The organism is Ruegeria sp. AB5 (assembly GCF_056542645.1).
The window spans coordinates 106103-129428 of the sequence record NZ_JBQGAE010000002.1 but is presented as its reverse complement, the minus strand read 5'-3'; the positions used below and the strand labels follow the sequence as shown (position 1 = coordinate 129428).

The 23326-nt window shown below is 56.9% G+C and carries 21 protein-coding genes and 1 pseudogene; 7 read left to right on the top strand and 15 right to left on the bottom strand.

Going from position 1 to position 23326, the window contains the following annotated elements:
* Positions 1-42: 42 nt before the first annotated feature.
* Positions 43-1128, bottom strand: a complete 1086-nt coding sequence (locus ACR0L4_RS05895; protein ID WP_170750146.1) for a polyamine ABC transporter substrate-binding protein — start codon at positions 1126-1128, stop codon at positions 43-45.
* Between the two features lie 140 nt (positions 1129-1268).
* On the opposite strand from ACR0L4_RS05895, the gene ACR0L4_RS05890 reads away from it, so the two are divergent.
* Both ACR0L4_RS05890 and ACR0L4_RS05885 read left to right on the top strand, forming a co-directional pair.
* On the top strand, positions 1269-1952 hold the full coding sequence (locus ACR0L4_RS05890; RefSeq protein ID WP_480511328.1) for a GntR family transcriptional regulator: 684 nt from the start codon (positions 1269-1271) through the stop codon (positions 1950-1952).
* 72 nt (positions 1953-2024) lie between these two features.
* Positions 2025-3422 carry an aspartate aminotransferase family protein gene (locus ACR0L4_RS05885; protein WP_480511326.1) on the top strand — a complete coding sequence of 466 codons (1398 nt, stop codon included), beginning with the start codon at positions 2025-2027 and terminating at the stop codon, positions 3420-3422.
* 73 nt (positions 3423-3495) lie between these two features.
* Here the strand turns inward: ACR0L4_RS05885 and ACR0L4_RS05880 are convergent, their stop codons facing one another.
* From ACR0L4_RS05880 to ACR0L4_RS05840, 9 genes are all read right to left on the bottom strand, one after another.
* Positions 3496-4812: a lytic murein transglycosylase gene (locus tag ACR0L4_RS05880; RefSeq protein ID WP_480511324.1), complete on the bottom strand. Its 1317-nt coding sequence runs from the start codon at positions 4810-4812 to the stop codon at positions 3496-3498.
* A 118-nt stretch (positions 4813-4930) separates the two neighbouring features.
* Positions 4931-5071: a hypothetical protein gene (locus tag ACR0L4_RS05875; RefSeq protein ID WP_170750150.1), complete on the bottom strand. Its 141-nt coding sequence runs from the start codon at positions 5069-5071 to the stop codon at positions 4931-4933.
* Between the two features lie 162 nt (positions 5072-5233).
* A complete protein-coding gene (locus ACR0L4_RS05870; protein WP_480511321.1) occupies positions 5234-6970 on the bottom strand; it encodes a SulP family inorganic anion transporter in 1737 nt (578 codons plus the stop codon).
* A 100-nt stretch (positions 6971-7070) separates the two neighbouring features.
* Positions 7071-8750 (bottom strand): bifunctional protein tyrosine phosphatase family protein/NAD(P)/FAD-dependent oxidoreductase, encoded by a 1680-nt coding sequence (locus ACR0L4_RS05865; protein WP_480511319.1) that lies wholly within the window; start codon positions 8748-8750, stop codon positions 7071-7073.
* Between the two features lie 21 nt (positions 8751-8771).
* Positions 8772-9656, bottom strand: coding sequence for an MBL fold metallo-hydrolase (locus ACR0L4_RS05860; RefSeq protein ID WP_170750153.1), 885 nt, complete (start codon positions 9654-9656; stop codon positions 8772-8774).
* Positions 9657-9677: 21 nt separating this feature from the next.
* Positions 9678-10112 carry a DUF6691 family protein gene (locus ACR0L4_RS05855; RefSeq protein WP_480511317.1) on the bottom strand — a complete coding sequence of 145 codons (435 nt, stop codon included), beginning with the start codon at positions 10110-10112 and terminating at the stop codon, positions 9678-9680.
* A gap of 3 nt (positions 10113-10115) precedes the next feature.
* A complete protein-coding gene (locus ACR0L4_RS05850; protein WP_170750155.1) occupies positions 10116-10547 on the bottom strand; it encodes a YeeE/YedE thiosulfate transporter family protein in 432 nt (143 codons plus the stop codon).
* 2 nt (positions 10548-10549) lie between these two features.
* Positions 10550-10756, bottom strand: a complete 207-nt coding sequence (locus tag ACR0L4_RS05845) for a YgaP family membrane protein (RefSeq protein WP_170750156.1) — start codon at positions 10754-10756, stop codon at positions 10550-10552.
* A gap of 104 nt (positions 10757-10860) precedes the next feature.
* Positions 10861-11535, bottom strand: a complete 675-nt coding sequence (locus tag ACR0L4_RS05840) for a Crp/Fnr family transcriptional regulator (RefSeq protein WP_480511315.1) — start codon at positions 11533-11535, stop codon at positions 10861-10863.
* Positions 11536-11838: 303 nt separating this feature from the next.
* Here ACR0L4_RS05840 and ACR0L4_RS05835 point away from each other — a divergent pair, with 303 nt between their 5' ends.
* Both ACR0L4_RS05835 and ACR0L4_RS05830 read left to right on the top strand, forming a co-directional pair.
* Positions 11839-12216, top strand: coding sequence for a SnoaL-like domain-containing protein (locus ACR0L4_RS05835; protein WP_480511313.1), 378 nt, complete (start codon positions 11839-11841; stop codon positions 12214-12216).
* Positions 12217-12610: 394 nt separating this feature from the next.
* Positions 12611-14404: a PHA/PHB synthase family protein gene (locus ACR0L4_RS05830; protein WP_480511311.1), complete on the top strand. Its 1794-nt coding sequence runs from the start codon at positions 12611-12613 to the stop codon at positions 14402-14404.
* A 164-nt stretch (positions 14405-14568) separates the two neighbouring features.
* Here the strand turns inward: ACR0L4_RS05830 and ACR0L4_RS05825 are convergent, their stop codons facing one another.
* The 4 genes from ACR0L4_RS05825 to ACR0L4_RS05810 form a co-directional block, all read right to left on the bottom strand.
* On the bottom strand, positions 14569-14997 hold the full coding sequence (locus ACR0L4_RS05825; RefSeq protein ID WP_480511309.1) for a phasin family protein: 429 nt from the start codon (positions 14995-14997) through the stop codon (positions 14569-14571).
* 130 nt (positions 14998-15127) lie between these two features.
* Positions 15128-16252 carry an ABC transporter permease gene (locus tag ACR0L4_RS05820; protein WP_480511307.1) on the bottom strand — a complete coding sequence of 375 codons (1125 nt, stop codon included), beginning with the start codon at positions 16250-16252 and terminating at the stop codon, positions 15128-15130.
* On the bottom strand, positions 16253-18949 hold the full coding sequence (rbbA, locus tag ACR0L4_RS05815; RefSeq protein WP_480511305.1) for a ribosome-associated ATPase/putative transporter RbbA: 2697 nt from the start codon (positions 18947-18949) through the stop codon (positions 16253-16255).
* Complete coding sequence (locus ACR0L4_RS05810; protein WP_480511303.1) at positions 18946-19941, bottom strand: HlyD family secretion protein; 996 nt, start codon at positions 19939-19941, stop codon at positions 18946-18948. Before ACR0L4_RS05810 ends, rbbA begins: the two co-directional genes overlap by 4 nt.
* Before the next feature lie 228 nt (positions 19942-20169).
* Between ACR0L4_RS05810 and ACR0L4_RS05805 the strand changes: the two genes are divergently transcribed.
* Positions 20170-21156: a zinc-dependent alcohol dehydrogenase family protein gene (locus tag ACR0L4_RS05805; protein ID WP_480511301.1), complete on the top strand. Its 987-nt coding sequence runs from the start codon at positions 20170-20172 to the stop codon at positions 21154-21156.
* A gap of 45 nt (positions 21157-21201) precedes the next feature.
* On the opposite strand, the pseudogene ACR0L4_RS05800 reads toward ACR0L4_RS05805, so the two are convergent.
* A pseudogene (locus tag ACR0L4_RS05800) lies at positions 21202-21444 on the bottom strand (IS5/IS1182 family transposase); the annotation flags it as partial.
* A gap of 101 nt (positions 21445-21545) precedes the next feature.
* Here ACR0L4_RS05800 and ACR0L4_RS05795 point away from each other — a divergent pair.
* Together ACR0L4_RS05795 and ACR0L4_RS05790 are read left to right on the top strand one after the other, a co-directional pair.
* Entirely contained in the window at positions 21546-22682 is a 1137-nt protein-coding gene (locus ACR0L4_RS05795; RefSeq protein WP_480511299.1) for an Acg family FMN-binding oxidoreductase, read from the top strand.
* Positions 22679-23128, top strand: a complete 450-nt coding sequence (locus tag ACR0L4_RS05790; protein ID WP_480511297.1) for a MarR family winged helix-turn-helix transcriptional regulator — start codon at positions 22679-22681, stop codon at positions 23126-23128. Before ACR0L4_RS05795 ends, ACR0L4_RS05790 begins: the two co-directional genes overlap by 4 nt.
* The last annotated feature ends 198 nt before the right edge of the window (positions 23129-23326 follow it).

Genomic DNA, 23326 nt, shown 5'->3' with positions numbered 1-23326 from the left:
CAAATTGCACGCGGGGCGGTCAGCCCGCCCCGCAAATATGGATCAGGTGCCTGACTTGATCTTGGTCCAGAGACGGGTCACGACCCGCTGTGTTTTCGACGGGTAAGGCGTCGTGATGTACAGGTTCTGCATCGTGGCATCATCCGGGTAGATCGCCGGATCGCCAATGACGTCTTCAGCAAGAAACTCCTGCGAGGCCTTGTTGCCATTGGCGTAGTAGACATAGTTCGACGCGGCGGCCATGTTGTTGGCATCCAGGATGAAATCCAGGAACTTGTGCGCACCTTCGGGGTTCGGCGCATCCACAGGAATTGCCATTTGGTCAAACCACATCAGCGAGCCTTCTGCGAAGGGATGATACTCAATCTCAACCCCGTTGTCGGCCTCAGCCGCGCGATCGCGTGCCTGAAGGATGTCTCCCGACCAACCCACGGCCACGCAGATATCCCCATTGGCAAGCGCATTGATGTATTCCGAGCTATGGAACTTCTGGATATGCGGGCGAACGCTGGCCAGAACCTCTTCGGTCTTGCCGATTACATCGGTGTCGTGGCTGTCCGGGTCCTCGCCCAGATATTGCAGGACCATTGGAATGATCTCGGCAGGGGCATCCAGAAAATGCACGCCACATGCGGCCAACTTTTCCATGTTTTCCGGTTTCAGAACAAGATCCATGCTGTTCAGCGCGACATCTTCGCCCAGAATCTCCTGCACCTTGCCGACGTTCACGCCGATCCCGGTGGTACCCCACATGTAGTTGATCGAGAACGCATTGTTCGGATCATAGCCTGCCGTGCGTTCCTGAATCACATCCCAAAGATTGCCTGTGTTTGCAAGCTTTGCGCTGTCCAGTTCCTGAAACGCACCAGCCTGAATCTGTCGCTGAAGGAACGTGCCCGACGGAACAACCACGTCATAACCCGATCCACCAGCCAGCATCTTGGTTTCCAGAACCTCGTTGCTGTCAAACACGTCGTAGATCAGCGTCAGACCTGTTTCTTCCTCGAACTTTTCCAAAAGGTCCTCATCAATGTAATCGGACCAGTTATAAACACGCACCTCTTCGGCAAAGGCCGCCGAAGTCCCCAATGCGATGACCGCTGTCAGTGTCAGCGTTTTGATTGACATTTCTTTCTCCCTGCAAGTGTCCGGGTATTTTCCCGGTTTTTTGGATTTGATCAAGTTTTGCGTTTTTCAGTTCTACCGTTTATGGTTTCACGACCGGCTTCACCCGGCAAGCCAACGGCCTTCAAACTGGAAAGAACCAATTGGATTTGATCAAAAATAAGGCATCCGCACCGCAGATGGACGACAAGAAAAGCCCAGTGCATGAACAAGTGTACAGGACTCTTAAATCCCAGATTCTGTTTGGCGATCTGGTTCCGGGCCAGCCCGTGACCATCCAGGGCCTTACTGATTCGCTTGGAGTGGGAATGACACCTGTGCGCGAGGCGATCCGACGGTTGATCTCGGATGGGGCGTTGGTCTTTCAGGGCAATCGCAGGGTCAGTGTTCCACTGGTTTCCGATGCCGATATCGCACAGATGACCTTTGCAAGAAAATCAATAGAATCAGAGCTTTCAAGGCTTGCGGCAGACAAGATCAGCGCCAAGGATATTGACGCTTTGGAACAGATTGACCAGCGCCTCGACCGCATGATCGCCGATGGCGATGTCAGCGGCTATCTGCATTTGAACTATGCTTTTCACGAAGCCCTGTATGCGCACGCAGACGCTCCGATTCTGCACGATCTGGCCGAACGTTTGTGGCTGCGATTCGGTCCGTCGCTGAGGGTGGTCAGCGGGCGGTTCGGCACGCAAAGCCTGCCAGACAGGCACAAGGATATTATTGCAGCCTTGCGCAAAGGCGACGCCGAAGCCACTGCGTTGGCGACTGCACAAGACATCGAACAAGGGATGGAGCTGATGGTCGGCGCGCTGACCACCGCCTAGGACCATGTGATTCGATTGACAGCAAAAAATTTGATCATATTGTGATCGGCAATTGCTGTAGGAGGCTTCCGTATGTCCACCATCACCAACCACATGCCCACGGCCGAGTTGCAAGCTCTGGACGCAGCGCATCACATCCATCCGTTTTCGGCCAACGGCGCGTTGGGTCAGGAGGGCGCACGAGTCATCACCCGCGCCAAGGGTGTCTACCTGACCGACAGCGAAGGCGAAGAGATTCTGGACGCCATGGCAGGCCTGTGGTGCGTGAACATCGGCTATGGCCGCGACGAGCTGGCCGACGTGGCCGCGCGGCAGATGCGCGAACTGCCCTATTACAACACCTTTTTCAAGACGACGCATGTTCCGGCCATCGCTCTGGCCGCCAAGATTGCCGAACTGGCACCCGGTGATCTGAACCATGTCTTCTTTGCCGCAGGCGGATCCGAGGCCAACGACACCAACATCCGTCTGGTGCGCACCTATTGGGCCGAAAAAGGCCAACCCGACAAGAACATCATCATCAGCCGCCACAATGCCTATCATGGCTCATCGGTGGGATCCGCGTCGCTGGGTGGCATGGCCGGTATGCACGCACAGGGCGGCATCCCGATCCCGAACATTCACCACATCAACCAACCAAACTGGTGGGCCGAGGGCGGTGACATATCACCCGAGGAATTCGGCCTGTCCCGCGCCCGCGAACTGGAAGACGCCATCCTTGAACTTGGCGAGGACCGCGTTGCAGCCTTCATAGCCGAACCCGTCCAGGGCGCAGGCGGCGTGATCGTCGCGCCGGACAGTTACTGGCCCGAAGTTCAGCGCATCTGCGACAAGTACGACATCCTGCTGATCGCAGATGAAGTGATCTGTGGTTTTGGTCGCACCGGGAATTGGTTCGGCTCGCAAACCGTTGGAATCAAACCGCATATCATGACCATCGCCAAGGGCCTCAGCTCAGGCTACGCCCCCATTGGCGGATCCATCGTCAACGACGAGATCGCCGAAGTGATCGGCGGTACCGAGTTCAACCACGGCTATACCTATTCCGGCCACCCGGTTGCGGCCGCCGTGGCCCTTGAAAACCTTCGCATTCTCGAAGAAGAGAAAATCGTCGATCATGTCCGGGACGTGGCCGCGCCATATCTCAAAAAGAAATGGGAGGCGTTGACCGATCACCCTCTGGTCGGTGAGGCCAAGATCGTCGGCATGATGGCCTCGATCGCGCTGACGCCTGACAAGGCCAGCCGCGCCAAGTTCGCGTCGGCCCCCGGCACAGTCGGCTACATCTGTCGCGACCGCTGCTTTGCCAACAACCTGATCATGCGCCATGTGGGCGACCGGATGATCATCTCTCCGCCTTTGATCCTGACCCCTTCGGATATCGACGAGATGTTCGTTCGGATCTACAAGTCATTGGATGAAGCCCAGGCAGAGATTATCGCACAAGGGCTGATGAAGGCGGCCTCCTGATCCGCACAGCTTCATCTGGCCAAAAATATCCCGGGGGAGACGCCGGATGGCGGCGGGGGCAGAGCCCCCGTTTCTACCGCAACCGCTCAAGCAACCGCATGGATGCATAGCCATCGGGTATCAGTCCCTGCGCCATCTGGTAGGCCCGTACAGCGTCGATCGTGTTGGGCCCAATGCGTCCGTCAATGGACTGGGTATCAAACCCGGCCCGGGTCAGTCGCGTTTGCAATTCTTTCTTTTCAGTAAAGCTCAGCGCGCGGTCATCACGTGGCCAGTCCGCCTGGAAACGAGCGCGCCCGCTCAGACGATCAGACAGATGACCGATCCCGATCACATAGGCATCGGCCCCGTTGTATTTCTCAATGACGCTGAAATTGTCAAAGATCATCAGCGCCACGCCTTGCCCACCGGCGGGTAGCAGAATTGCGGCCTGCCCATAGTCCTTGACGGGCTTGCCGTCACGCCCAACCACACCTCGCACGGCCCACTCTGAGGGCATCAAAGTGTAGTCCCGTTTGGCTGATGCAAAATCGAATCCATCCGGCAAACGCACTTCGACACCCCAGGGCTGCCCTTTGGTCCAGCCATGCCGTGCCAGATAGGCCGCTGCCGAGGCAAGCGCGTCCGTCGGATCTTCGGACCAGATATCGCGCCGTCCGTCACCATCGAAATCGACCGCATGGTCCAGATACGAGGTTGGCATAAATTGCGTATGACCCATCGCCCCGGCCCAACTGCCCACCATGCGACCCGCGCTGACATCTCCGGCCTGAACGATCCGCAACGCGGCAACCAGTTGAGTTTCAAAGAACGAGGCACGCCGTGCATCAAAGGCCAGAGTGGCAAGCGATCGGATGGTCTGGTTGCTACCCCGGTAGGAACCGAACGACGTCTCAAGACCCCAGATGGCGGTCACAACCTCTTTCTCGACACCATATCGCGCCTCGATCTGCCGTAGCACGCGACGATGCTGGTCGAGGGCCGCGCTGCCATTCGCAACGCGTGTGTCCGACACGGCCGCGTCCAGATACTCCCAGATCGGTTTCGAGAACTCGGCCTGATTTCGGTCGCGCCGGATGACGTCCTTGTCATAGGTCAGCCCCGTCAGGGACGTGTTCAGAGTTCGTTGCGATATACCCTGCTCAACTGCCCGGCCTTGAAAGGCCCCAAGCCAGGCCTGAAACCGCGCATTTCCGGCCGACGACACCCGAACCACCTCAGCCGAAGGTCGCGGGACCGGACGGATTGAAACCGTCACATCCGCAGACGCCAATTGTATTGATCCCTCCAACGGCCGGTTTTCGGGCCTCAGAGAGGTTTCTGTTGCATCCGCCTGCACCATGGATGCCCACAATGCGGCGGTCATGACGCCACCTATGCATTTACGCATTCCGATTTTTCCTGATTACTGCTCAGGTTCAGGATAACGCAAAACCGTCGATTTACAAAGCGCCCCACTCGACCTCTTGCGACCCTGCGCATCTGGCAACAGTGCGGCCCGCAGGGTCCTAGCCTGAAATCTTGCGTCCCCCTTGCCAGACGCCCAGCAAATCCCCTTCGGGACCGATATGCAGCACATGCGCCAGCGCCCCCTGGGTCAGACGCCCATTCAACGGATGCGTCACACAGCGGGCATGAGCCTCCACCATTGACTTCAAACCGGCCCGCGCAATGCTTCGGCAAATGAGTAACTTTCGGCATACAAGCGGCAGGTTTCCTTGAACTTCAAGGCTGCATGCTCGGACGCAGCGAAGGTCAGACGTCGACCCAGCGCGAACAAAGACGGTTTCCAGCGGATCTCTGCACGCAGCTCAGGCCAATCGATGCGGGCGGCCCGCGGGCGGTTTCAGGTGGCACCAGGCCTCATGTTGGGACAAAAAGACCTGCCCGCTCAAGGTGGCCAATAGGTGAGATTGCTTCAGCCGATCCATCACCGGTCCTTTGACCTCTGACAGATGGAACCTGAGGCCTTTTTCCTTCAAATCACGATTGATCGCCTCAAGGCTTTCGAGGGCCGAAAAATCCACCTCGTTGACGGCCGAGAACATCAGGATCACATCGCGTAGATCGGGATCATCGGCAATTCGGGCGGTGACAATATCCTGCAGGAAGCGCGCGTTCACGAAATAGAGGCTTTCATCGACACGAAGGGTCACCAAGGTCGGGACCGTTTCCACCGCGTGCCGACGGATATTGCGGAAATGCTGGGTGCCGGGGACAAGCCCAACCTCGGCCACATGTGGGCGCGACGTCTTGTAGAGGTGCAACAAGATCGAGATCGCCACACCTGAGGCCACCCCCAGCTCGACCCCGAAACACAAGGTCAAAAGGATAGTGGCGACGACGGCCACGAAATCGGCCCGGAAGGACCCCAACGTCTTTTTCAGGATCGAAAGATCAACAAGGCTGAGAACCGCAACGATTATGGTTGCGGCCAATGTGGCTTTGGGCAGGTAATACACCAGCGGGGTCAGCGCCACTGCGGCGATGGTCAACCCGATCGCGGTAAAGGCCCCAGCGGCAGGTGTTTCCGCCCCGGCGTCGGAGTTGACAACCGAACGCGCAAATCCACCGGTCACCGGATAGCCACCGGTGAAGGCTGCGCCAAGATTGGCAGCCCCAAGCCCGATCAACTCTTGATCCGGATTGATGCGCTGCTGTTTTTTGGCGGCGAGCGTTTGCGCAACGGATACGCTTTCGACAAAGCCGATCACCGAGATGAGGATCGCCGGCAGGATAAGTGCGCCCAGAAGATCCGGCGCAAACCCCGGCAATGTCAGCGGAGGCAAGCTCTGCGGAACAGCGCCCACGATCTGAACCCCCTGCCCCGCCAAATCGAACCCCCAGACGGCCAGGGTGGTTGCAATCACGGCCGCCACGGGACCTGCCTTTGTCAGGATATTGCCCAGCACTGGCGGCACACCGAGGCGTTGCAATGTCGGTTTGAGGAACCGCCGCGCCCAGAACAAGAAACCGATGGTCGAAAGGCCAATCACAAGCGTCGTCCAGTTGACCTGTTGCACATGGCTGAACAGTGACCCGATCATCTGGGGCAGGGTATGCCCGTGGGCATCGATACCAAGGATATGTTTCAACTGGCTGGTGGCAATCAGAATGCCCGAGGCCGCGATGAACCCGGCGATCACCGGATGGCTGAGGACGTTGGCCAGAAACCCGAGGCGCAGCAAACCCATCAACAGCAAAAAGCCGCCGGACAAAAAGGCCAGCGTCAGCGCGGCGACTGCATATCCCGCTGTCCCCTGTTCGGCAACTTGTCCCAGCGCCGAGGCGGTCAACAGCGACACGACGGCTACGGGTCCTACAGCAAGCGCACGGCTGGTGCCAAAAACGGCATACAGCAGGATCGGGGCAATTGACGCATAGATCCCTGCCTCAGGTGGCAGACCAGCCAGTAAGGCATAAGCCAGCGATTGCGGGATCAGCATGATCGTGACGATGACAGCAGCCACCAGATCACTGGACAGCGCCTGGCGGTCATAGCGACGTCCCCAATCGAGAATGGGGAAATAACTGCGGAGGTCTGGCATTCTGGCGCTTTCAGTCATTGAGACTGCGGCGTTGCGACAAACGCATCACCGCAGTCAGGGATCGGTCCTTGGTCGCCCACATGACGGGCTGAATGGTGGCTTAGTCGGCGGACACTCTTAGTTTCTCGGGTTTGGCCATCCATTCCTTGCCCTTCAGCATTGCCTTCCAATAGATCGGTGGCAGCATGGTTTCCTTGAGGAACCAGGCGGCCCGGGTTGGCTTGGTGCCATCGATCAGAAACGAGGGAAAGCTGGGCTTCAGCACGCCCCCATAGCCAAATTCGGCCAGCACGATCTTGCCGCGTTCAACTGTCAGCGGGCACGAGCCATACCCGTCATATTGCGCAACGGCCGAGCGTCCGGCGATGTCCGCAACGATATTATCTGCCACGGTCGGCGCCTGTTTGCGGGCAGCCGCGGCGGTCTTGGCATTGGGCGCGTTCATCACATCGCCAAGCGACCAGATATTGTCGAACTGGCTGTGACGCAGCGTGGCCTGATCCACATCGACCCAGCCTGCCGAATCCGCCAATGGCGAGACACGGATGAAATCCGGCGCCGACTGCGGCGGGCAGACATGGATCATGTCGAATTCAACCGTAACCGTCGTGGGTTCGGCTTCGGGTTGGCAGACCGAAAACGTCGCAGTCTTGCCCACCCCATCCACAGCTTTGAGGTTGTGAAAGTAGTTCAGGGTTGCGTCGTATTTCTCGACATAGGCTTCCAATGCAGGGACATAGTCCTTGACGCCGAACAGGACCCCGCCCGCGTTCATGAACTGGATGTCGATCTTGTCCAACACACCGCGCCGCCACCAGGCGTCACCGGACAGATACATCGCCTTTTGCGGCGCCCCCGCGCATTTGATCGGCATGGGTGGCTGCGTAAACACTGCCCGCCCAGAGTTCAGGTTCTGGACCAGGTTCCAGGTGTAGGGCGCAAGGTCGTAGCGATAGTTCGAGGTCACGCCGTTGCGGCCCAGCGTCTCTTCCAGACCCTCAACAGCGGCCCAGTCAAGCTTGAGCCCGGGGCAAACCACAAGGCGATCATATTTCACGACGCGGCAACCATCGAGGATGACGGCGTTGGCCTCGGGTTCAAAGGCGGCCACGGCCGATTTCAGCCAATGCACGCCTTTGGGAATGAGGCTGCCCATGGTCTTTGCGGTTTGCTGCGGCTCAAAAACACCGGCGCCCACCATGGTCCAACCGGGCTGGTAATAGTGGATATCTGCCGGGTCGATCACAGCAATATCGAGATCGGGTTTGCGGGACTTGAGGCTTGCGGCGACAGAGATACCGCCTGCTCCGCCCCCGACGATAACCACGTCAAAATACGCATCGCCCGTATCGGTCGGCGTCTTGCCCCCATTGGCGATGCGGCGCGCTACGCCGTTCATGTCATACCCTGCCGCCTTGGTTGCAGCCAGAATGTCAGAGATCGGCCGGGTCGTGGCCTCGTGGAACGACCACAACGTCGCCGAACGCGTGCCGGTGCGGCAGTAGGCCAGCACCGGTCGCGGTATGTCCTGCAGCGCATCGGAGAACGCGCCTACATCCTCGTCCCGCACCAGTCCGCTTTCGATCGGAACATAGCGGGCGGTCAGCCCTTCGGCCAACGCTGCGGTCTCGATTTCTTCAAAACTGGGCTGGTCGGCACCTTCCCCATCCGGACGATTGCAGATGATCGACCGATATCCGCGCGCGGCGATGTCTTTCAGGTCATCTCGGGTGATTTGCGGGCTGACCGAAAACTGCGGTGAGAGGGTTTTGATATCCATGATCCTTCCTTTCCACGCGCCTCAAAGAGCGTTGACCGGCACTTTGAGCATCGGGTTCCCATCAGGGTCGGTGGGCACTTCGCCTGCGCGCATGTTCACCTGCAGCGAGGGAATGATGAGTTTCGGCATGGTCAGTTGCGCATCCCGCTCGGTGCGGAACTTGACGAATTCCTCTTTTGTCTTGCCGCCGCCGACGTGGATATTGTGTGCCTTTTCTTCGGCCACCGTAGTTTCCCAGCGAATTTCGCGCCCATTGGGACCATAGTCGTGACACATGAACAGGCGGGTCTCATCTGGCAGGGCCAGCACTTTCATGATCGAATCGTAGAGTGTTTCCGCCGAGCCGCCCGGAAAGTCGCAACGGGCCGAGCCACCATCGGGCATGAAAAGCGTATCACCCACAAAAGCGGCATCACCCATCACGTGCACCATGCAGGCCGGGGTATGACCGGGGGTGTACATGGCAAAGCACTGCATACCGCCGACAGTATAGGTATCGCCGTCTTCGAACAGTGCGTCGAACTGGCTACCATCACGCTGGAACTCGGTGCCTTCGTTGAAGACCTTTCCGAACACATCCTGAACCACGGTAATCTTGGAGCCAACGCCAATCTTGCCGCCCAGCCGTTCCTGCAGATACGGCGCGGCGCTCAGGTGATCGGCGTGCACATGGGTCTCGATGATCCATTCCAACTTAAGCCCTTGGCGCTCGATCTCGCGGATCAGCGTGTCGGCGTGGTCAAAGGTGATCCGTCCGGCGGCATAGTCGATATCCATCACGCTATCGACAATGGCGCAGCTATCCGAGGCGGGATCCTTGACGATGTAGCTGATGGTGTTGGTGGCCTCGTCAAAAAATGCCTGAACTTCAGGTTTGACGGCGATATTGACGGGATAGTCGGTCATGTATGTGTCCTCCCAGGACAATCAGGCGGTCTGCGCGCCGCGCGCCGCGATAAATTGAAGAGCCTTGGCCAGATAGATGCCTGCGATCAGCGCTCCGGTGAACAACAGCACCTCGCCGCGCCCTGTGCCAAGCGCGGGCAACGCCGCCCCGGGGCAAAATCCGGCTATGCCCCAGCCAACGCCAAACAATGCCGATCCTCCCAGCAGCTTTGCGTCGATGCGGTTCTTGGTTGGCAAGTGAAACGAGCTGTCAAACACTGGAGCTTTGCGCCCGAAAACAAGCCGGTATCCGACAAAGGTAGTCGCAAGCGCGCCACCCATGACGAACATCAGCGAGGCGTCCCACTGGCCGAACGGGTCAAAGAAATTCAGCACTTTTGCAGGGTTGATCATGCCGGATACCGCGATGCCGAGACCAAAGATCAAACCGATGATGTATGTCGCAACAAGACGCATCTGTCAGCCTCCCAAACCGTGGCGCAGGATGTACACCGTGGCAAAGGTGAAGATCATGAACGTCAGCGTGGCTGCGATGGACCTCCGCGACAGACGGGCCATCCCGCAGACACCGTGGCCGGATGTGCATCCGGCACCGAAGGTCACTCCGATCCCAACCAGAACGCCGCCCACCAGGATGGCCGTGCGGGAAACCGGTATCTCGACTGCAGGCAGAACGCCGGTCGCAAGCCAATAGACCGCTGGACCGGACACCATGCCAGCAAGCAAAACAGCGCGCCACGTGGCATCGGTTCGCGAGGACGGATGCAACAGGCCTGCCAATAGCCCCGTTGCCCCCATCACACGCCCCAGAGTCAACATCAGCAGGACCGCCGACAGACCAATCAGCCCTCCACCTGCCAGCGAGGACCAGGGGGTAAACACCGTTTCCATGCCTAGCAGTCCCGGCAGGTCTTCAGGCCAATGATGCTATAAAGCGGGCAGTTTCCGATCAGTGCCGTTACCGTGAACACGGCAGCCACGGCCAATGCGACCCAAAACAGTATGCCTGAAATCGTACCCGTGCCCAAAGCCAGAACCAAAAGACCGGCTGCGATCACCAAACGACCCAAACGGTCGAATTTTCCCATATTCAATGACATGTCTTGCTCCGTCTCGACTCAATGATGCTGTATCTTTGCATATGAGTGAGCGAGACTTTGGTGACATGATCACCAAACTCAGCAAGCACATTGGCAAACGCGCGTCAGACCACCGCGCCCACGGACTTCACAAGCCGCTCCAGCCCGGCGCGACCGACCAGACGAAGCTCGCCCCGGGACTGTTCCACCCATCCTCGGCGCTGAAATTCCTGCACCGTGCGCGAGATGACCTCACGCGCGGTTCCTAGTTCCGTGGCGAGGAAAGCGTGCGTCGCGTGCACCACCTGATCGGTATCGGCCAGTTCAAGCAGGCGGTTGGCAAGCCGGACATCCATGCGCTGAAAGACAATGTCATCGATCAAAGTGAATAAATCGGTGATCCGCCTTGAGTAGGCGGTGAAAACGAACTCGCGGAACACCGAAGACTTGGCCACCAGACCATCAAAGGTCGCGCGTGGGATGGCCACAGCGGTCACATCTGTTTCGGCCGTGCCCTCGGCGGAATAGTCTTCAAAGGCCAACATGCACGCAGTGGTCAGCACGCAGCTTTCCCCGGCATGCACGCGGTACAAAAAGACCTCGCGGCCTGACTCGGATCGTTGTTGCACCCGGACGGTTCCATCCAAAAGCAACAACAGATTGTCCGCCGTCTGTCCCGGTTCAAAAACCGTCGTGCCGGCGGGCAGGGACACGATCTTGCTGCCCTCCACCAGTTCCGCGCGGATATCTGCCGGCAGCAAGCTCAGGCCTTTAAACTTTTCAATCCAAGACATGTTCAAGCCATCCTTCGAGTCATTTGCTTTTGATCCCTTTTAGATACCCATTCGGTTCCGGTGCAAACCCATCCAGACCGAATTCACGCGACAGGCATTTGTCCTGTGCAGGTCCTGCAGCAAGTGCATGATGTCTGGATGGTCCGTGGTGTATGACGTGCCTGTCCCATGGCGCATCTTTGGATTCCATCAAACAAACCTCAACATCAATTCATAAGGTCAAGTGTCCAGCATCTTGCCACTTTGATCTTGGTCAAGATTGAAATTGGCAATCGATAGTACACTGGATGACACATCAGGAGGTCTCGCATGGAAAGTTTAGTCGAAATTGGGCGGGCATTCGTTCAGGCGATGCGTGATCGCAAAGGTATCGCAAGCGTTGACGAAATGTACGCCGAGAACGCGCAGTCGATGGAGGCCGTTGTGCCTCCGGTACGGCAATTTCGCATTGCCAAGGGTCGGGAGGCCATCAAAGCCAAACGAGAGGATTGGCTTTTAACACATGAAATCAAAGAGCTTCATGCAGATGGCCCCTTTGTTCATCCACCCAATCGCTTTGGGGTGCGCTTCAATGCCGAGGTCGTGCAAAAAACGACTGGTCAACGCATGGTTCTGAGCGAAATCGCCATTTATTCGGTCGAAGATGGAAAAATAGTGCTTGAAGAGTTCTTTATGCTGCCAAAGTAAGAAGAACGTCTTGCCGAACGCTTGCAGCCTCTACGGTAAAACCCACAGAATCGGTGTGTATGAGTCGATCAACCCAAAGAGGGCGACGCCTGCCAGGCCAGTGATGTCCTTCTTTTTCGCCGTTTGTAAGTCGATTGAACTTGCTCGGTCGTTGACTTTGACATGGGTCAGTTCACCAGCGCTGATTTGGTGACACACTCCAATTGGAGGTCTTCGTCCAAAGCCGGAGGATGGCGCATGGTGACGAATTTCATGAAGGCAATGGTAATGCCATCTAGGGACGCACACGTGGACGTTCAGGAACCAAACGATTCCTTGGCCGGTACGGGTCAAGTCGCCGTGACTACAGATATTCACGAAACTCGCCACATTTTACCCAGAGCGGAAAATCCAGATGACTGATTTGTCTCCAGAAAAGCTGAGTGCCGAAGACAGGAACTCTTCGGCGGTGCCCGTGCAAAGTGACCCTGGGCACCCCTACGACAAACTTGATCGCGCGACGCGCGCAGCGCTCGCCCGTGCCACTGCAGGTGTTTCGCCGCATTCGATCATGGCCACGTGGATGGATTGGGCACTACATCTCAGCCGGTCACCCGGGCGCCAGCTTGAATTGGCCGAGCGCGCAGCACGCGACGTTGCAAAGCTGTGGGTCTATGCCAGCGAAGTGGCGGCCGGAACCAAGGCCACCCCACCATTTGAGACGCGCGCCCAAGATCACCGTTTCAGCGCGCCCGGCTGGCAGAAAGCGCCCTTTTCGCTGTGGCAACAAGCGTTCCTGAGCACGCAGGACTGGTGGCAGGCAGCAACGGACGAAATGCCGGGCATTGCACCGCGCGACGCTGAACGCGCCCAGTTCCAGATCCGCCAGTCCCTTGATCTTGTCTCTCCATCGAATTTCCCGTGGTCGAACCCGGAAATCATTAACCGCACGATTCAGACATGTGGTCGCAATCTGGTAGAGGGCAGCGCGCATTTCCTTGAGGATGTTGCCCATACGGTGACGCAAGAGCATGAACCGGCACCAGAAGGCTACGAGATCGGGAAAGATCTTGCCGCGACCCCCGGCAAGGTCGTTTTTCGAAACGCGCTGTTCGAACTGCTTCAATACACGCCCAGCACCAAAAACGTTCAGGCAGAACCGATCCTTTTTGTCCCAGCGTGGATCATGAAATACTATGTGCTCGACCTGTCACCGGAAAACTCCATGGTGCGGTATCTGGTCGAACAGGGCTTTACCGTGTTCATGATATCCTGGATCAACCCGACAGATGCCGAGGCCGATCTCAGCCTGGAAGACTATCGTGTGAATGGCGTTATGGCGGCGATCGAGGCCGTGGAAAAAATCGTTCCAGGCCAGAAAATCCATGCCAATGGGTATTGCCTTGGCGGTACGCTTTTGACGATTGCCGCCGCAGTGATGCAGCAAAATGGTGATGACCGGCTTGCCAGTGTCACACTTATGGCGGCTCAGGTCGATTTCGCTGAGGCTGGCGAGCTGCTGCTGTTCATCGATGACAGCCAGGTCGCTTTTGTCGAAGACCTGATGTGGTTGCAAGGTTTTCTGGATCGACCACAGATGACACGAACCTTCACCACAATACGTGCCGAAGACCTGATCTATGCTCGGGCTGTTCGCCGATATTTCCTCGGTGAGGACGACCTTCCTTCAGACCTGACGGTTTGGAACAACGATACAACGCGTATGCCCGCGCGGATGCATTCGGAATACCTGCGCGGTCTGTTCCTCGAGAACCGTTTGAGTGCCGGTCGGTTTGCCGTCGAAGGCCGGATTGTCGCACTCAAGGACATTCGAGTTCCCCTGTTCGTCGTTGGAACAGAATCCGATCACATTGCACCGTGGCGATCCGTCTACAAGATCCGACTTTTTACAGACGGAGACCTGACCTTCTTACTTACAAATGGCGGCCACAACGGCGGCATCCTCAGCGAACCGGGACACAAGCATCGACACTATCGGCTGGGTCACAGACCGGCTGACGCGCTGTACACCTCTCCGGATGAATGGTTGGAGACCACCGAAGTGCTACAGGGATCCTGGTGGCCTGCAATGGCGGATTGGCTAAAGAAACACTCAACCGGCGAAACCGCGCCTCCGCCGATGGGTGGAAAGAAACGGGGTGCCGAAAAACTGCCCCAAGCGCCGGGTCGCTACATTCATCAAACCTGAACGACCCAAAAGATGACCATCGGTCCCGTCCTTGATTGGACGGGCACGCAACAGCCACGGCGCAGAGTAGAAACCGTGGTCACGCGATACGCTTCGCGAAACATACCGCTCCGCATACCGCAAGGCCTGCTGATACCAAGTTGCTTCCAATCGGATGTTTGGCTCTAGCCTTTTGACTTGCCCGAAGCTTTGGAGGCTGCCTCCATACTTTCACCAATAGCGTCGGTTTCCGCTTCGCTTGCGTATTGTGCACAGCGTGACATCATTTCGAACCACTCGCGTGCATCTTCGACCATGCGCTCCATTGAATGGCGCTGCCATTCGGCCATGGCTTGCATTGCTTTGGCCGGATCATTCTTGTCACCCGATGTCGTCTCCCGCGCAAACTCAAGCGCTGTGCGTGTTGCTTCGTGGCGTCGTTGAAACCAGAGACGGGAATACTCTTCGGCTTCGTTGAGCAGACGATCCTGCGCGTTCCAAAACTGTTCGACCTGTGGTGCAACCACTGGATTCACTGACATCATGCCCCGCATTGATTTCAGAACATCACTAAGGGCTTCTGGTGTCTCGGGTTTTGCTGATTTCGTAGGCATCCTAGACTCTCCCTGGAAAGTAGACGGTGAGCCAACTTTATCACGGCAACAATCGTTCACATTAAGCGAGATCAAGTTTGCGCTAAATCGAGACTCAATCCGGGCTTTCGGACTGACACCACAAGCCCGGTTAGCTCATCTGCGCCATCGACCGTCGAAACAGAATCAAGCTTGTCGCCAACAAGGCCAGGCCCAATACAGCCATCCAAGCGAATTCCGGCCAAACCACCTCGAACCCGGCCCCTTTGAAAACGATCGCCTGACTTGCTGACATATAGTGGCGCGATGGCAGGAACAACGTTCCAGCCTGCAGCCAGGCTGGTTGGCCTTCTATTGGCGTCTCTCCGCCAGACAGCATCAGCATGGGCAGGACAATCAACATGACCAAAAGCGCAAACTGAGCCATAGAGCGCGCGAGCGTGGCCAGAAAGACGCCCAGTGCAGTCGCTGTAAACAGAAACAGGGCTGTGCCACACAAGAACAGTGTTTTTGACCCGGCAATGCTGATACCCAGAGACCCCTGCATGACAAAGGTCAGCGACAGGCCAGCAGCGATCAGTACAACGGCTGCGTTGGCCCAGATTTTAGCCATTGCGATGTCAAACGGCGTCAAGGGCATGGCCAACAGATGCTCGATTGTCCCGTGCTCTCTCTCCCGGATCATCGCGGCCCCGGTAAGAATGGTCGTCAGCCACATGATCTGCCCGATCAACGCAACAATACCGGCAAACCGCACCGTATCTCTGTTTGGATTGAACGCGCTCCTCAGGATGACATTAACGGCTGGGGGATCGACGAGATCAGCACCAATCGCGAAACGATGAATTTCGGCGCTCAGAATATTAGAGATGTAATTGGCACCGATGCCGGCCTGCTCCATTGCCGTGGCATCGATCAGAACCTGAATCTCTGGACTTCGCCTTGCGCGCAGATCCTTTTCGAATCCCGGCGGCACAGCCACAACAAAAATGAACCGCCCCGCATCCATTTGATCAGGACCGCTGCCGGGCTCGATCTGTACGACCGGTTGGAACTCCGGCGGGAAAAATGCAGTGGCAAGCGCCCGGGAAAGCGGTGAATTGTCTTCATCCGAAAACGCGATCGAGGCGTTGTTGACCGAGTTTGCCACGCCGGTCGCCTCCATGATCGGCGACAGCGTAAATGACCAAACCAGAAGGGCCATCATCACCCAGTCACGGCGCAGGCTCATGATCTCTTTCAAACCGAGCCAGAATATGCAGTAGAGACGTTGCATTCACTTCTCCTGCGCACGCAGGCACAGCGCCGCGAGCAGCGTCAGCACCGGTCCGAAACAGGCAAGCGCCAGGATATCCGGCGCAAGGGCGTCCCACCCCAAACCTTTGGTAAATGCTCCAACGTTGAGGTGCAGGAAGTATGAGGACGGCCACAGCGAGCCGATCATCTGAGCACCCCCTTCGAGCGTTGAGACGGGTTGCAACAACCCCGAGAACTGGATGGTCGGCACAACCGAGGCAATAGCTGTCGCAAATGTTGCGGCCACCTGGCTGGATGTCATGGTGGCAATCAGCAGCCCATATGATGTTGTCGCCCAGACATATAGGAACGCACCCAAGGCCAACGGGATCGGATCGCCCTTGAGCGGTACGTCGAAGACAAAAATGGTCATTCCGGCCAACAACAGGAAATTCGCAAATGCGATTACGATGTAGGGGATTTGTTTGCCGATCAGGAATTCAAGCCGCGTTGTCGGGGTCACATAGAAATTGATGACAGAGCCCAGCTCTCTCTCTCGTGCAACGCTGACGGCCATTAGAACGGCTGGCAGCATGATCAGCAGGATCGCAGGCATCGCCGGGGCCATCGCCGCAATGCTCTCAAAGCTCTGATTGTAGCGAAACCGAGGTTCCACCCGGGCAATTTCGATCTGGTGTTGCCCATTTCTGCGCGCCTGTTCTTCCAGAAAGGTCTGGTGCAGGCCAGCCACGTATCCCTCAACCGTTTCTCCCTTGAATGGAATGGCACCATCCACAACCGCAAGTACGTCGGTTGGCTCACCCGTACGCAATTTTCGGTCAAAGTCCGGTGGCAACTCTACGACCAGCGATACATCTCCGGCTTGCAGGCGCCTACGCCCCTCTGCGGCACTTGTCAGATTGTCAGTGGGTCTGAAGTACGAAGATCCCGCGAACTCTGCCACGTAGCCTCGGCTTTCTGGCCCTTGCGAAAGATCAAGCACTGCAAAGTCAAGCTCTTCGATATCCAGCGTAATTCCAAAGCAAAAAACCAGCATTAAAATAGCTGAGCCCAGAAACGCGAAGGCCAGTCTCACCGGGTCGCGCGCGACTTCAACCGCCTCGCGTCGAGTGTAGGCCAAAGCCCGCATGAGGCTGCCTCCTGGTTCTTTACTCGCTGTATTCACATCTATTTTTGGGGCGACAACGGGCGCTGGCTGTTCCACGGCCGCCAAGATTGATATGAATGCATCTTCCAGACTGTCAGCCCCTTCTGCGGTTGTCAGTTCAGCGGGCACACCTTCCACAAGAACCCGACCCGCATGCATGAAAGACACCCGGTCGCAGCGCTCCGCCTCGGCCATGAAATGGGTAGAGACAAAGATCGTCACCTTGTCCTTGCGCGAAAGCTCGACAAGCAAGGTCCAAAACGTATCGCGCGCTTCGGGGTCCACACCTGATGTGGGTTCATCCAGAATAAGCACACGGGGTCGATGGATCACCGCAACGGCCAAAGACAGGCGCTGTTTGATCCCCAAAGGCAGCGCGGCAGCCAACGTATCCCGATGCGCGGTCAACCCAAAACGGTCGGTCAATTCCAAGATGCGGTCCTCGCGATCAGGTATCGCAAAGATGCGGGCATGAAGCTGGAGATTCTGATGCACCGACAGCTCACCGTAAAGCGAAAATGCCTGACTCATATACCCGATATCGCGGCGCAGCTTTCGATCACGCGCATCCACAGGCCTGCCAAACAACAAGGCGTCACCTGCACTGGCAGGCAGCAAACCGGTCAGCATCTTCATCGTTGTGGACTTGCCGCAACCATTCGAACCAAGAAATCCAAAAATCTCTCCGCGATTGATCGAGAAGTCGACGCTGTCCACAGCTGTGAAATCACCAAAGCGCCGCGTCAGTCCGCGCGCGATGATAACCGGGTCGGTTTCGATCTGCTGAACCCAGCGTTGATCTGACGCCAAGGCAGGGGTGCCTTGAGCCCGCAAACGTCGGTAGGCGGTTTCAAGGTCTTTACTATCTCCCTTCAGTTCGTTGGGTTTACCCTGAAAGATGACCTGACCCGCATCCATCGCAACGATCCAATCGAAACTCTCGGCCTCTTCCATATACGCCGTAGACACAAGGACCGAGAGCGCAGGATTTTCGGTTCGGATCGCGTCAATCAACGCCCAGAACTGTCGGCGCGACAATGGGTCAACCCCGGTTGTCGGTTCATCCAGAACCAGAAGTTTCGGGTCATGAATCAAAGCGCAACACAGACCCAGCTTCTGCTTCATCCCTCCTGAGAGTTTGCCCATCAGGCGATCTTCGAAAGGTGCAAGACCGGTCGCCGACAAAAGCGCTTTGATCCGGGCATCGCGTTCATCGGGACCTTGGCCAAACAGACCCGAGAAGAATTCCAGGTTCTCACGCACCGACAACTCAGAATAGAGGTTTCGACCCAGTCCTTGCGGCATGAATGCGATCGCAGGACAAATGCGCCGCCGATGACCGGGCTCGTCAATCTCACCGCCCAGAACCTCAATTGATCCGGATTGCAGCTTCTTTGCGCCGGTGATCAGCCCAAGCAACGTGGATTTACCGACGCCATCAGGCCCGATGAAACCAATCAGCTTTCCGGTCGGAAGCTCCAGAGATATTGAATCCAGCGCTGTGAGTTTTCGGTACCTGTGCGTGACCCCCTTGATGCGGAAATCCGACACGATGGCCTCGGTCTTCATTCGAACAACTCTGGCGGGATTGGCTGTTCAAGAGCTTCAGGCCAGACGCTGCCCGGATCAATCCGGATCACAGCAATACCGCGAAGGCCTGTTTTGACATGCTCAATCCGGCTTTCGACAAGGTCCTCGGGTATGCGGACGCGGACACGAAAGACCAGTTGCTCGCGTTCATCCAAGGTCTCGACCTGTTTGGGTGTGAACTGCGCCTCTGGTGAGACAAAGCTGACATACGCAGGTATGGCGTATTCCGGCAAAGCGTCGAGCACGATGCGGGCCTCGGCACCAATGGGCAAAAGCCCGGCTTCGCGCGCCGGAAGAAACACTTCCATATACACGTTCTCAAGGCTGAGAAGGGTCAGGATCGGTTCACCGGCACCCACAACTTCGCCAGGCTCGGCCAGTCGATAAAGAACCCGCCCGGGCATCGGTGCAAGCAACGAACTGTCTTCGATTTGCGCTTCGATCCGGCGCACTTCGGCCTCGGCAGCGGCAATTCGGCTGTCCGCAGTTGCAACACGCGCCTTCGCGGCGCCCAGCACCGCAGCAGCAACTTGGTTGATGGTTTCGCGTTCCTCAAAAACCGTTTCGGAGATGTTTTGCCCGGCCAGCAACGCAGTTGCGCGTTCAAGCTCTTGCTCCGCCCTGCGTTGCTCGCTTTGGCGTTGCAAAACCAGCGCCTCTGCTTCTGCCTTGGTTTGGCGCGCCAATGCCACCTCGGCCTTGGCCCTGTCCAGCGCGGCGGACAGTTCATCAATATCCATTTCGGCCAGAATGGCATCAGTTGAAACCATATCGCCTTCTGCTGCCAGAACACTCTCAACACGGCCAGCAATAGTTGGCGCGATCTCGACCTGTTCCGCCTCAATCCGGCCATTTCCCTGAACGAAACCGTTCGGCAATTGGTCGCCATTGTCGGATAAAAAAGCGTACAAAGTCGTGCCCGCAATCACGAATGCAGCCAGAACAAGATATATACGCGAATTTTTCTTCATAGTTTTGCCTGAGCTTGACGTCAAAAATGAGTCTACCGCGCTGCCCGGCCAAGGGCTTTGCGTTGGATCAAGCCCGAAGCCTATAGCTGCATGTTACAGTGGCCATGGTCTGAGTCACGTTTCCGCGCCAGTGCATGTGTTCCAAGCGGCAGTGGACCGCGTCAGAACCAATACGACGGATAAAGATACTCGGGTAGGACCGATCGGTCGTTCACAGGGAGCAAGATCATGACACTTGCAATGGTATTCAGGGGACGTGGTCCCGCGCTTAGACTGGAGGAGATCGAACTTCCAGAACCATCCGCGCATGACATTCTGGTGCAGATCGAGGCCTGTGGTGTCTGCCGTACCGATTTGCACGTCGTTGATGGTGATCTCAAACATCCTAAACTGCCGTTGGTTCCAGGCCATGAAATCGTCGGACGGGTTCTGAAAAAAGGAGATGCTGTCACAGAGTTCAGGACCGGGCAGAGGGTCGGGGTCCCGTGGCTTGGCTCCACGTGCGGGCGATGCCAGTACTGTTGCAGCGCGCAGGAAAACTTGTGCGATGAGCCTGTGTTTACAGGCTACACACGGAATGGCGGTTTCGCAGAAGCTTGCTTGGCCGACGCGCGATATGTCTTTGCACTGCCGGAAACAGCTGACCCTGTCGCGCTGGCGCCGTTGTTGTGCGCCGGACTTATCGGATTTCGGTGTCTTCGAATGGTAGAGGATGCAAGAAAGATCGGGTTTTATGGATTTGGAGCTGCCGCGCATATTCTCGCACAATTGGTGGTTTGGCAGGGGCGACATGTTTATGCGCTGACCCGACCTGGCGATGTTCAGGCTCAGGCTTTTGCTCGTGATATGGGGGCGGTTTGGGCCGGCGGCTCTGATGAAGCCCCACCGGCGGAATTGGATGCCGCGATCATCTTTGCCCCTGTAGGGTCGCTTGTACCTACCGCACTACGCGCCGTGCGAAAGGGAGGCCTTGTAGTTTGCGGGGGCATTCACATGAGCGATATCCCTGCATTTCCCTACAGTGACCTTTGGGGAGAGAGACATATCCTTTCGGTCGCAAACCTCACCCGGCAGGATGGGGAAGAGTTTTTTCAAAAAGTCGAATCCGCTGGAATCAAGTCTCAGACCCACGCATACGCATTGAGTGACGCCAACGAGGCCCTTTCCGATCTGCGATCAGGACGTTTGCAGGGTGCCGCGGTTTTAAAGATTTGATCCATTCAAAGAAGGGCAGTTTTCGAAAGAAACTTGGCACAAGATTCATAGGCAAGTGCCTACAAAAGCTGCGAGTCGGACTACCGACAAGTAGACCTTCGGGCATCGGTCATAGCGCGTAGCTACACGCCGCCAGTTCGTCAACCTGCCAATCAAGATCTCGATCCGGTTAGGGCGTTTGTCGCACCGCTTGACGTATTTCATGCTTTTCTTGCGTTACTTTCGACCTGGGATGCATGAACCTATCCCCTTGTTGCACAACGCTTCTCTGAGCCAATCATCGCGATACGCATTTCGCTCCGAACGACGATTCTTAAGAACAGCCCAATCCTCTTTACTAGTTCTACGTCGTACTATATAGTTCGATGTAGAACTTTAGGAGACTTGTCATGAACCGTAGAGGCTTTCTCAAAATGACTGGCGGGGGCGTTATTCTTGCCGCTGGGGGTGCCGGACTTTTCGCGGCGACCCGAACACCGCGCGATGCTCTAGCACCTTGGGGTCTGGTTGGCAGATATGAAGACCCGCGCGTAAACGCGCTTTCGCACGCAATCCTGGCACCAAACCCGCACAATCGACAGCCTTGGATCATCAACCTAGACGGCGATGGCGGGCTGACTTTGTTTTTCGACACCGACAAGCAACTGCCACACACAGACCCATTCGATCGACAACTCACCATCGGTCTCGGCTGCTTTCTTGAGCTCATGCGGCTGGCTGCGAACGCCGATGGTTACGATGTTGTCGTCAATTTGTTCCCCGAAGGAGAGAATGCGGAGGGGCTGGACAGCCGCCCCATTGCCAGTGCCACGTTCACGGAAGGGACGGTTGTGCGCGACCCGCTGTTTGATCACATGCTGAGCCGACGCTCAAATAAAGAGCCTTTTGATACGTCACGTACCATCCCGCCCGAGGCGTTCGCACGAATACTGACCGTTGCCCGTCATACCCAAATCGGGGGATCCATCGACCCGGAAGACATAGCGTATTGGCGAGAGCTCTCGACCCGGGCCCTCACAATCGAGATTGAAACACCCCACACCTACAAAGAAAGCGTGGATTTAATGCGGATCGGCAAGGCAGAGATCAATGCCAATCCTGACGGCATCGACTTTAGTGGCGCGCTATTCGAAACCCTCGCCATGGCAGGTGTCATGACGCGCGAGGCGTTGTTGGACACGTCTTCGACCGGGTTTCAGGAAGGAAGGAAGGCCGTTCTTGCAAATACTGAAACGGCCATGGGGCACCTGTGGATGGTAACGCAAGCCAACTCCAGGCGTGACCAAATTGCGGCGGGTGCCGACTGGCTGAGGGTCAACCTTGCATGTACCGCTGAGGGTCTCGGCTTCCAACCGCTGAGCCAGGCGCTTCAGGAATATCCGGAAATGGCAGAAATCTATGACGAAACACACCGGCGCCTTGCCCCGGAAGGCGGAACAGTTCAAATGTTGGCTCGGATCGGGTACGGTCCGGATGTTGCGGTCAGTCCTCGCTGGCCGATAGAGGCTAAGATCGGAACGGCGTGAGCGAAGACAACAGCAATGCGGATGAAGTCTTCGGTTTCTTTACGGAAATTGGGATTATTAGCCAGTTGTCGACAGCCATGTTCGCCAAAAGCCTGCCTGACGGTGTGCACCCATCGCATTTCGCAATCCTGAACCACTTGGCGCGCATGGGAGACGGGAAAACACCTATGCGGATCGCATCGGCCATGCAGGTTACGAAAAACACGATGACCCATTCGCTCAAAGTGCTACAAGATCGAGGGTATATCGACGTCCAGCCAGACCCAGAAGACGGTCGCGGCAAACGAGTTTACCTGACCGAAACCGGACGCGCCTTTCGCGAACAGGCAATTGCTTTGGTGGCTGAGGAGTTCAGGCATGTCATCGGTGTTGATCAACGCACAATCATGCGTCGGATACGTGGCGATTTGGAGCAGATGAGGAAGCACCTCGACGACAACAGATAGGACCGATTTGAGCATACTCAGAAAGGTCCGGCGCCTTGGTGTTTGGCGTTGATGCATGGCAAAACGGGCTGGCGTCGAGTTCATCCCAGAACCGGCCGTCGGTATAGCCGCCGCGGATGGTGGAAAAGTCTCACACTAGGTAAGTTCTCTGGTCCCTTGGACCTGCAACACTGCGAATGGCCGGAAGTCGACTGCAGA

Coding starts and splice junctions, on each gene's coding strand:
- ACR0L4_RS05805 (WP_480511301.1), top strand. CDS start 20,170: ATGACACTTGCAATGGTATTCAGGGGACGTGGTCCCGCGCTTAGACTG.
- ACR0L4_RS05865 (WP_480511319.1), bottom strand. CDS start 8,750: ATGGATATCAAAACCCTCTCACCGCAGTTTTCGGTCAGCCCGCAAATC.
- ACR0L4_RS05875 (WP_170750150.1), bottom strand. CDS start 5,071: ATGGTGGAGGCTCATGCCCGCTGTGTGACGCATCCGTTGAATGGGCGT.
- ACR0L4_RS05810 (WP_480511303.1), bottom strand. CDS start 19,941: ATGAAGAAAAATTCGCGTATATATCTTGTTCTGGCTGCATTCGTGATT.
- ACR0L4_RS05880 (WP_480511324.1), bottom strand. CDS start 4,812: ATGCGTAAATGCATAGGTGGCGTCATGACCGCCGCATTGTGGGCATCC.
- ACR0L4_RS05860 (WP_170750153.1), bottom strand. CDS start 9,656: ATGACCGACTATCCCGTCAATATCGCCGTCAAACCTGAAGTTCAGGCA.
- ACR0L4_RS05835 (WP_480511313.1), top strand. CDS start 11,839: ATGGAAAGTTTAGTCGAAATTGGGCGGGCATTCGTTCAGGCGATGCGT.
- rbbA (WP_480511305.1), bottom strand. CDS start 18,949: ATGAAGACCGAGGCCATCGTGTCGGATTTCCGCATCAAGGGGGTCACG.
- ACR0L4_RS05855 (WP_480511317.1), bottom strand. CDS start 10,112: ATGCGTCTTGTTGCGACATACATCATCGGTTTGATCTTTGGTCTCGGC.
- ACR0L4_RS05850 (WP_170750155.1), bottom strand. CDS start 10,547: ATGGAAACGGTGTTTACCCCCTGGTCCTCGCTGGCAGGTGGAGGGCTG.
- ACR0L4_RS05895 (WP_170750146.1), bottom strand. CDS start 1,128: ATGTCAATCAAAACGCTGACACTGACAGCGGTCATCGCATTGGGGACT.
- ACR0L4_RS05845 (WP_170750156.1), bottom strand. CDS start 10,756: ATGTCATTGAATATGGGAAAATTCGACCGTTTGGGTCGTTTGGTGATC.
- ACR0L4_RS05825 (WP_480511309.1), bottom strand. CDS start 14,997: ATGCCTACGAAATCAGCAAAACCCGAGACACCAGAAGCCCTTAGTGAT.
- ACR0L4_RS05820 (WP_480511307.1), bottom strand. CDS start 16,252: ATGCAACGTCTCTACTGCATATTCTGGCTCGGTTTGAAAGAGATCATG.
- ACR0L4_RS05885 (WP_480511326.1), top strand. CDS start 2,025: ATGTCCACCATCACCAACCACATGCCCACGGCCGAGTTGCAAGCTCTG.
- ACR0L4_RS05830 (WP_480511311.1), top strand. CDS start 12,611: ATGACTGATTTGTCTCCAGAAAAGCTGAGTGCCGAAGACAGGAACTCT.
- ACR0L4_RS05870 (WP_480511321.1), bottom strand. CDS start 6,970: ATGCCAGACCTCCGCAGTTATTTCCCCATTCTCGATTGGGGACGTCGC.
- ACR0L4_RS05795 (WP_480511299.1), top strand. CDS start 21,546: ATGAACCGTAGAGGCTTTCTCAAAATGACTGGCGGGGGCGTTATTCTT.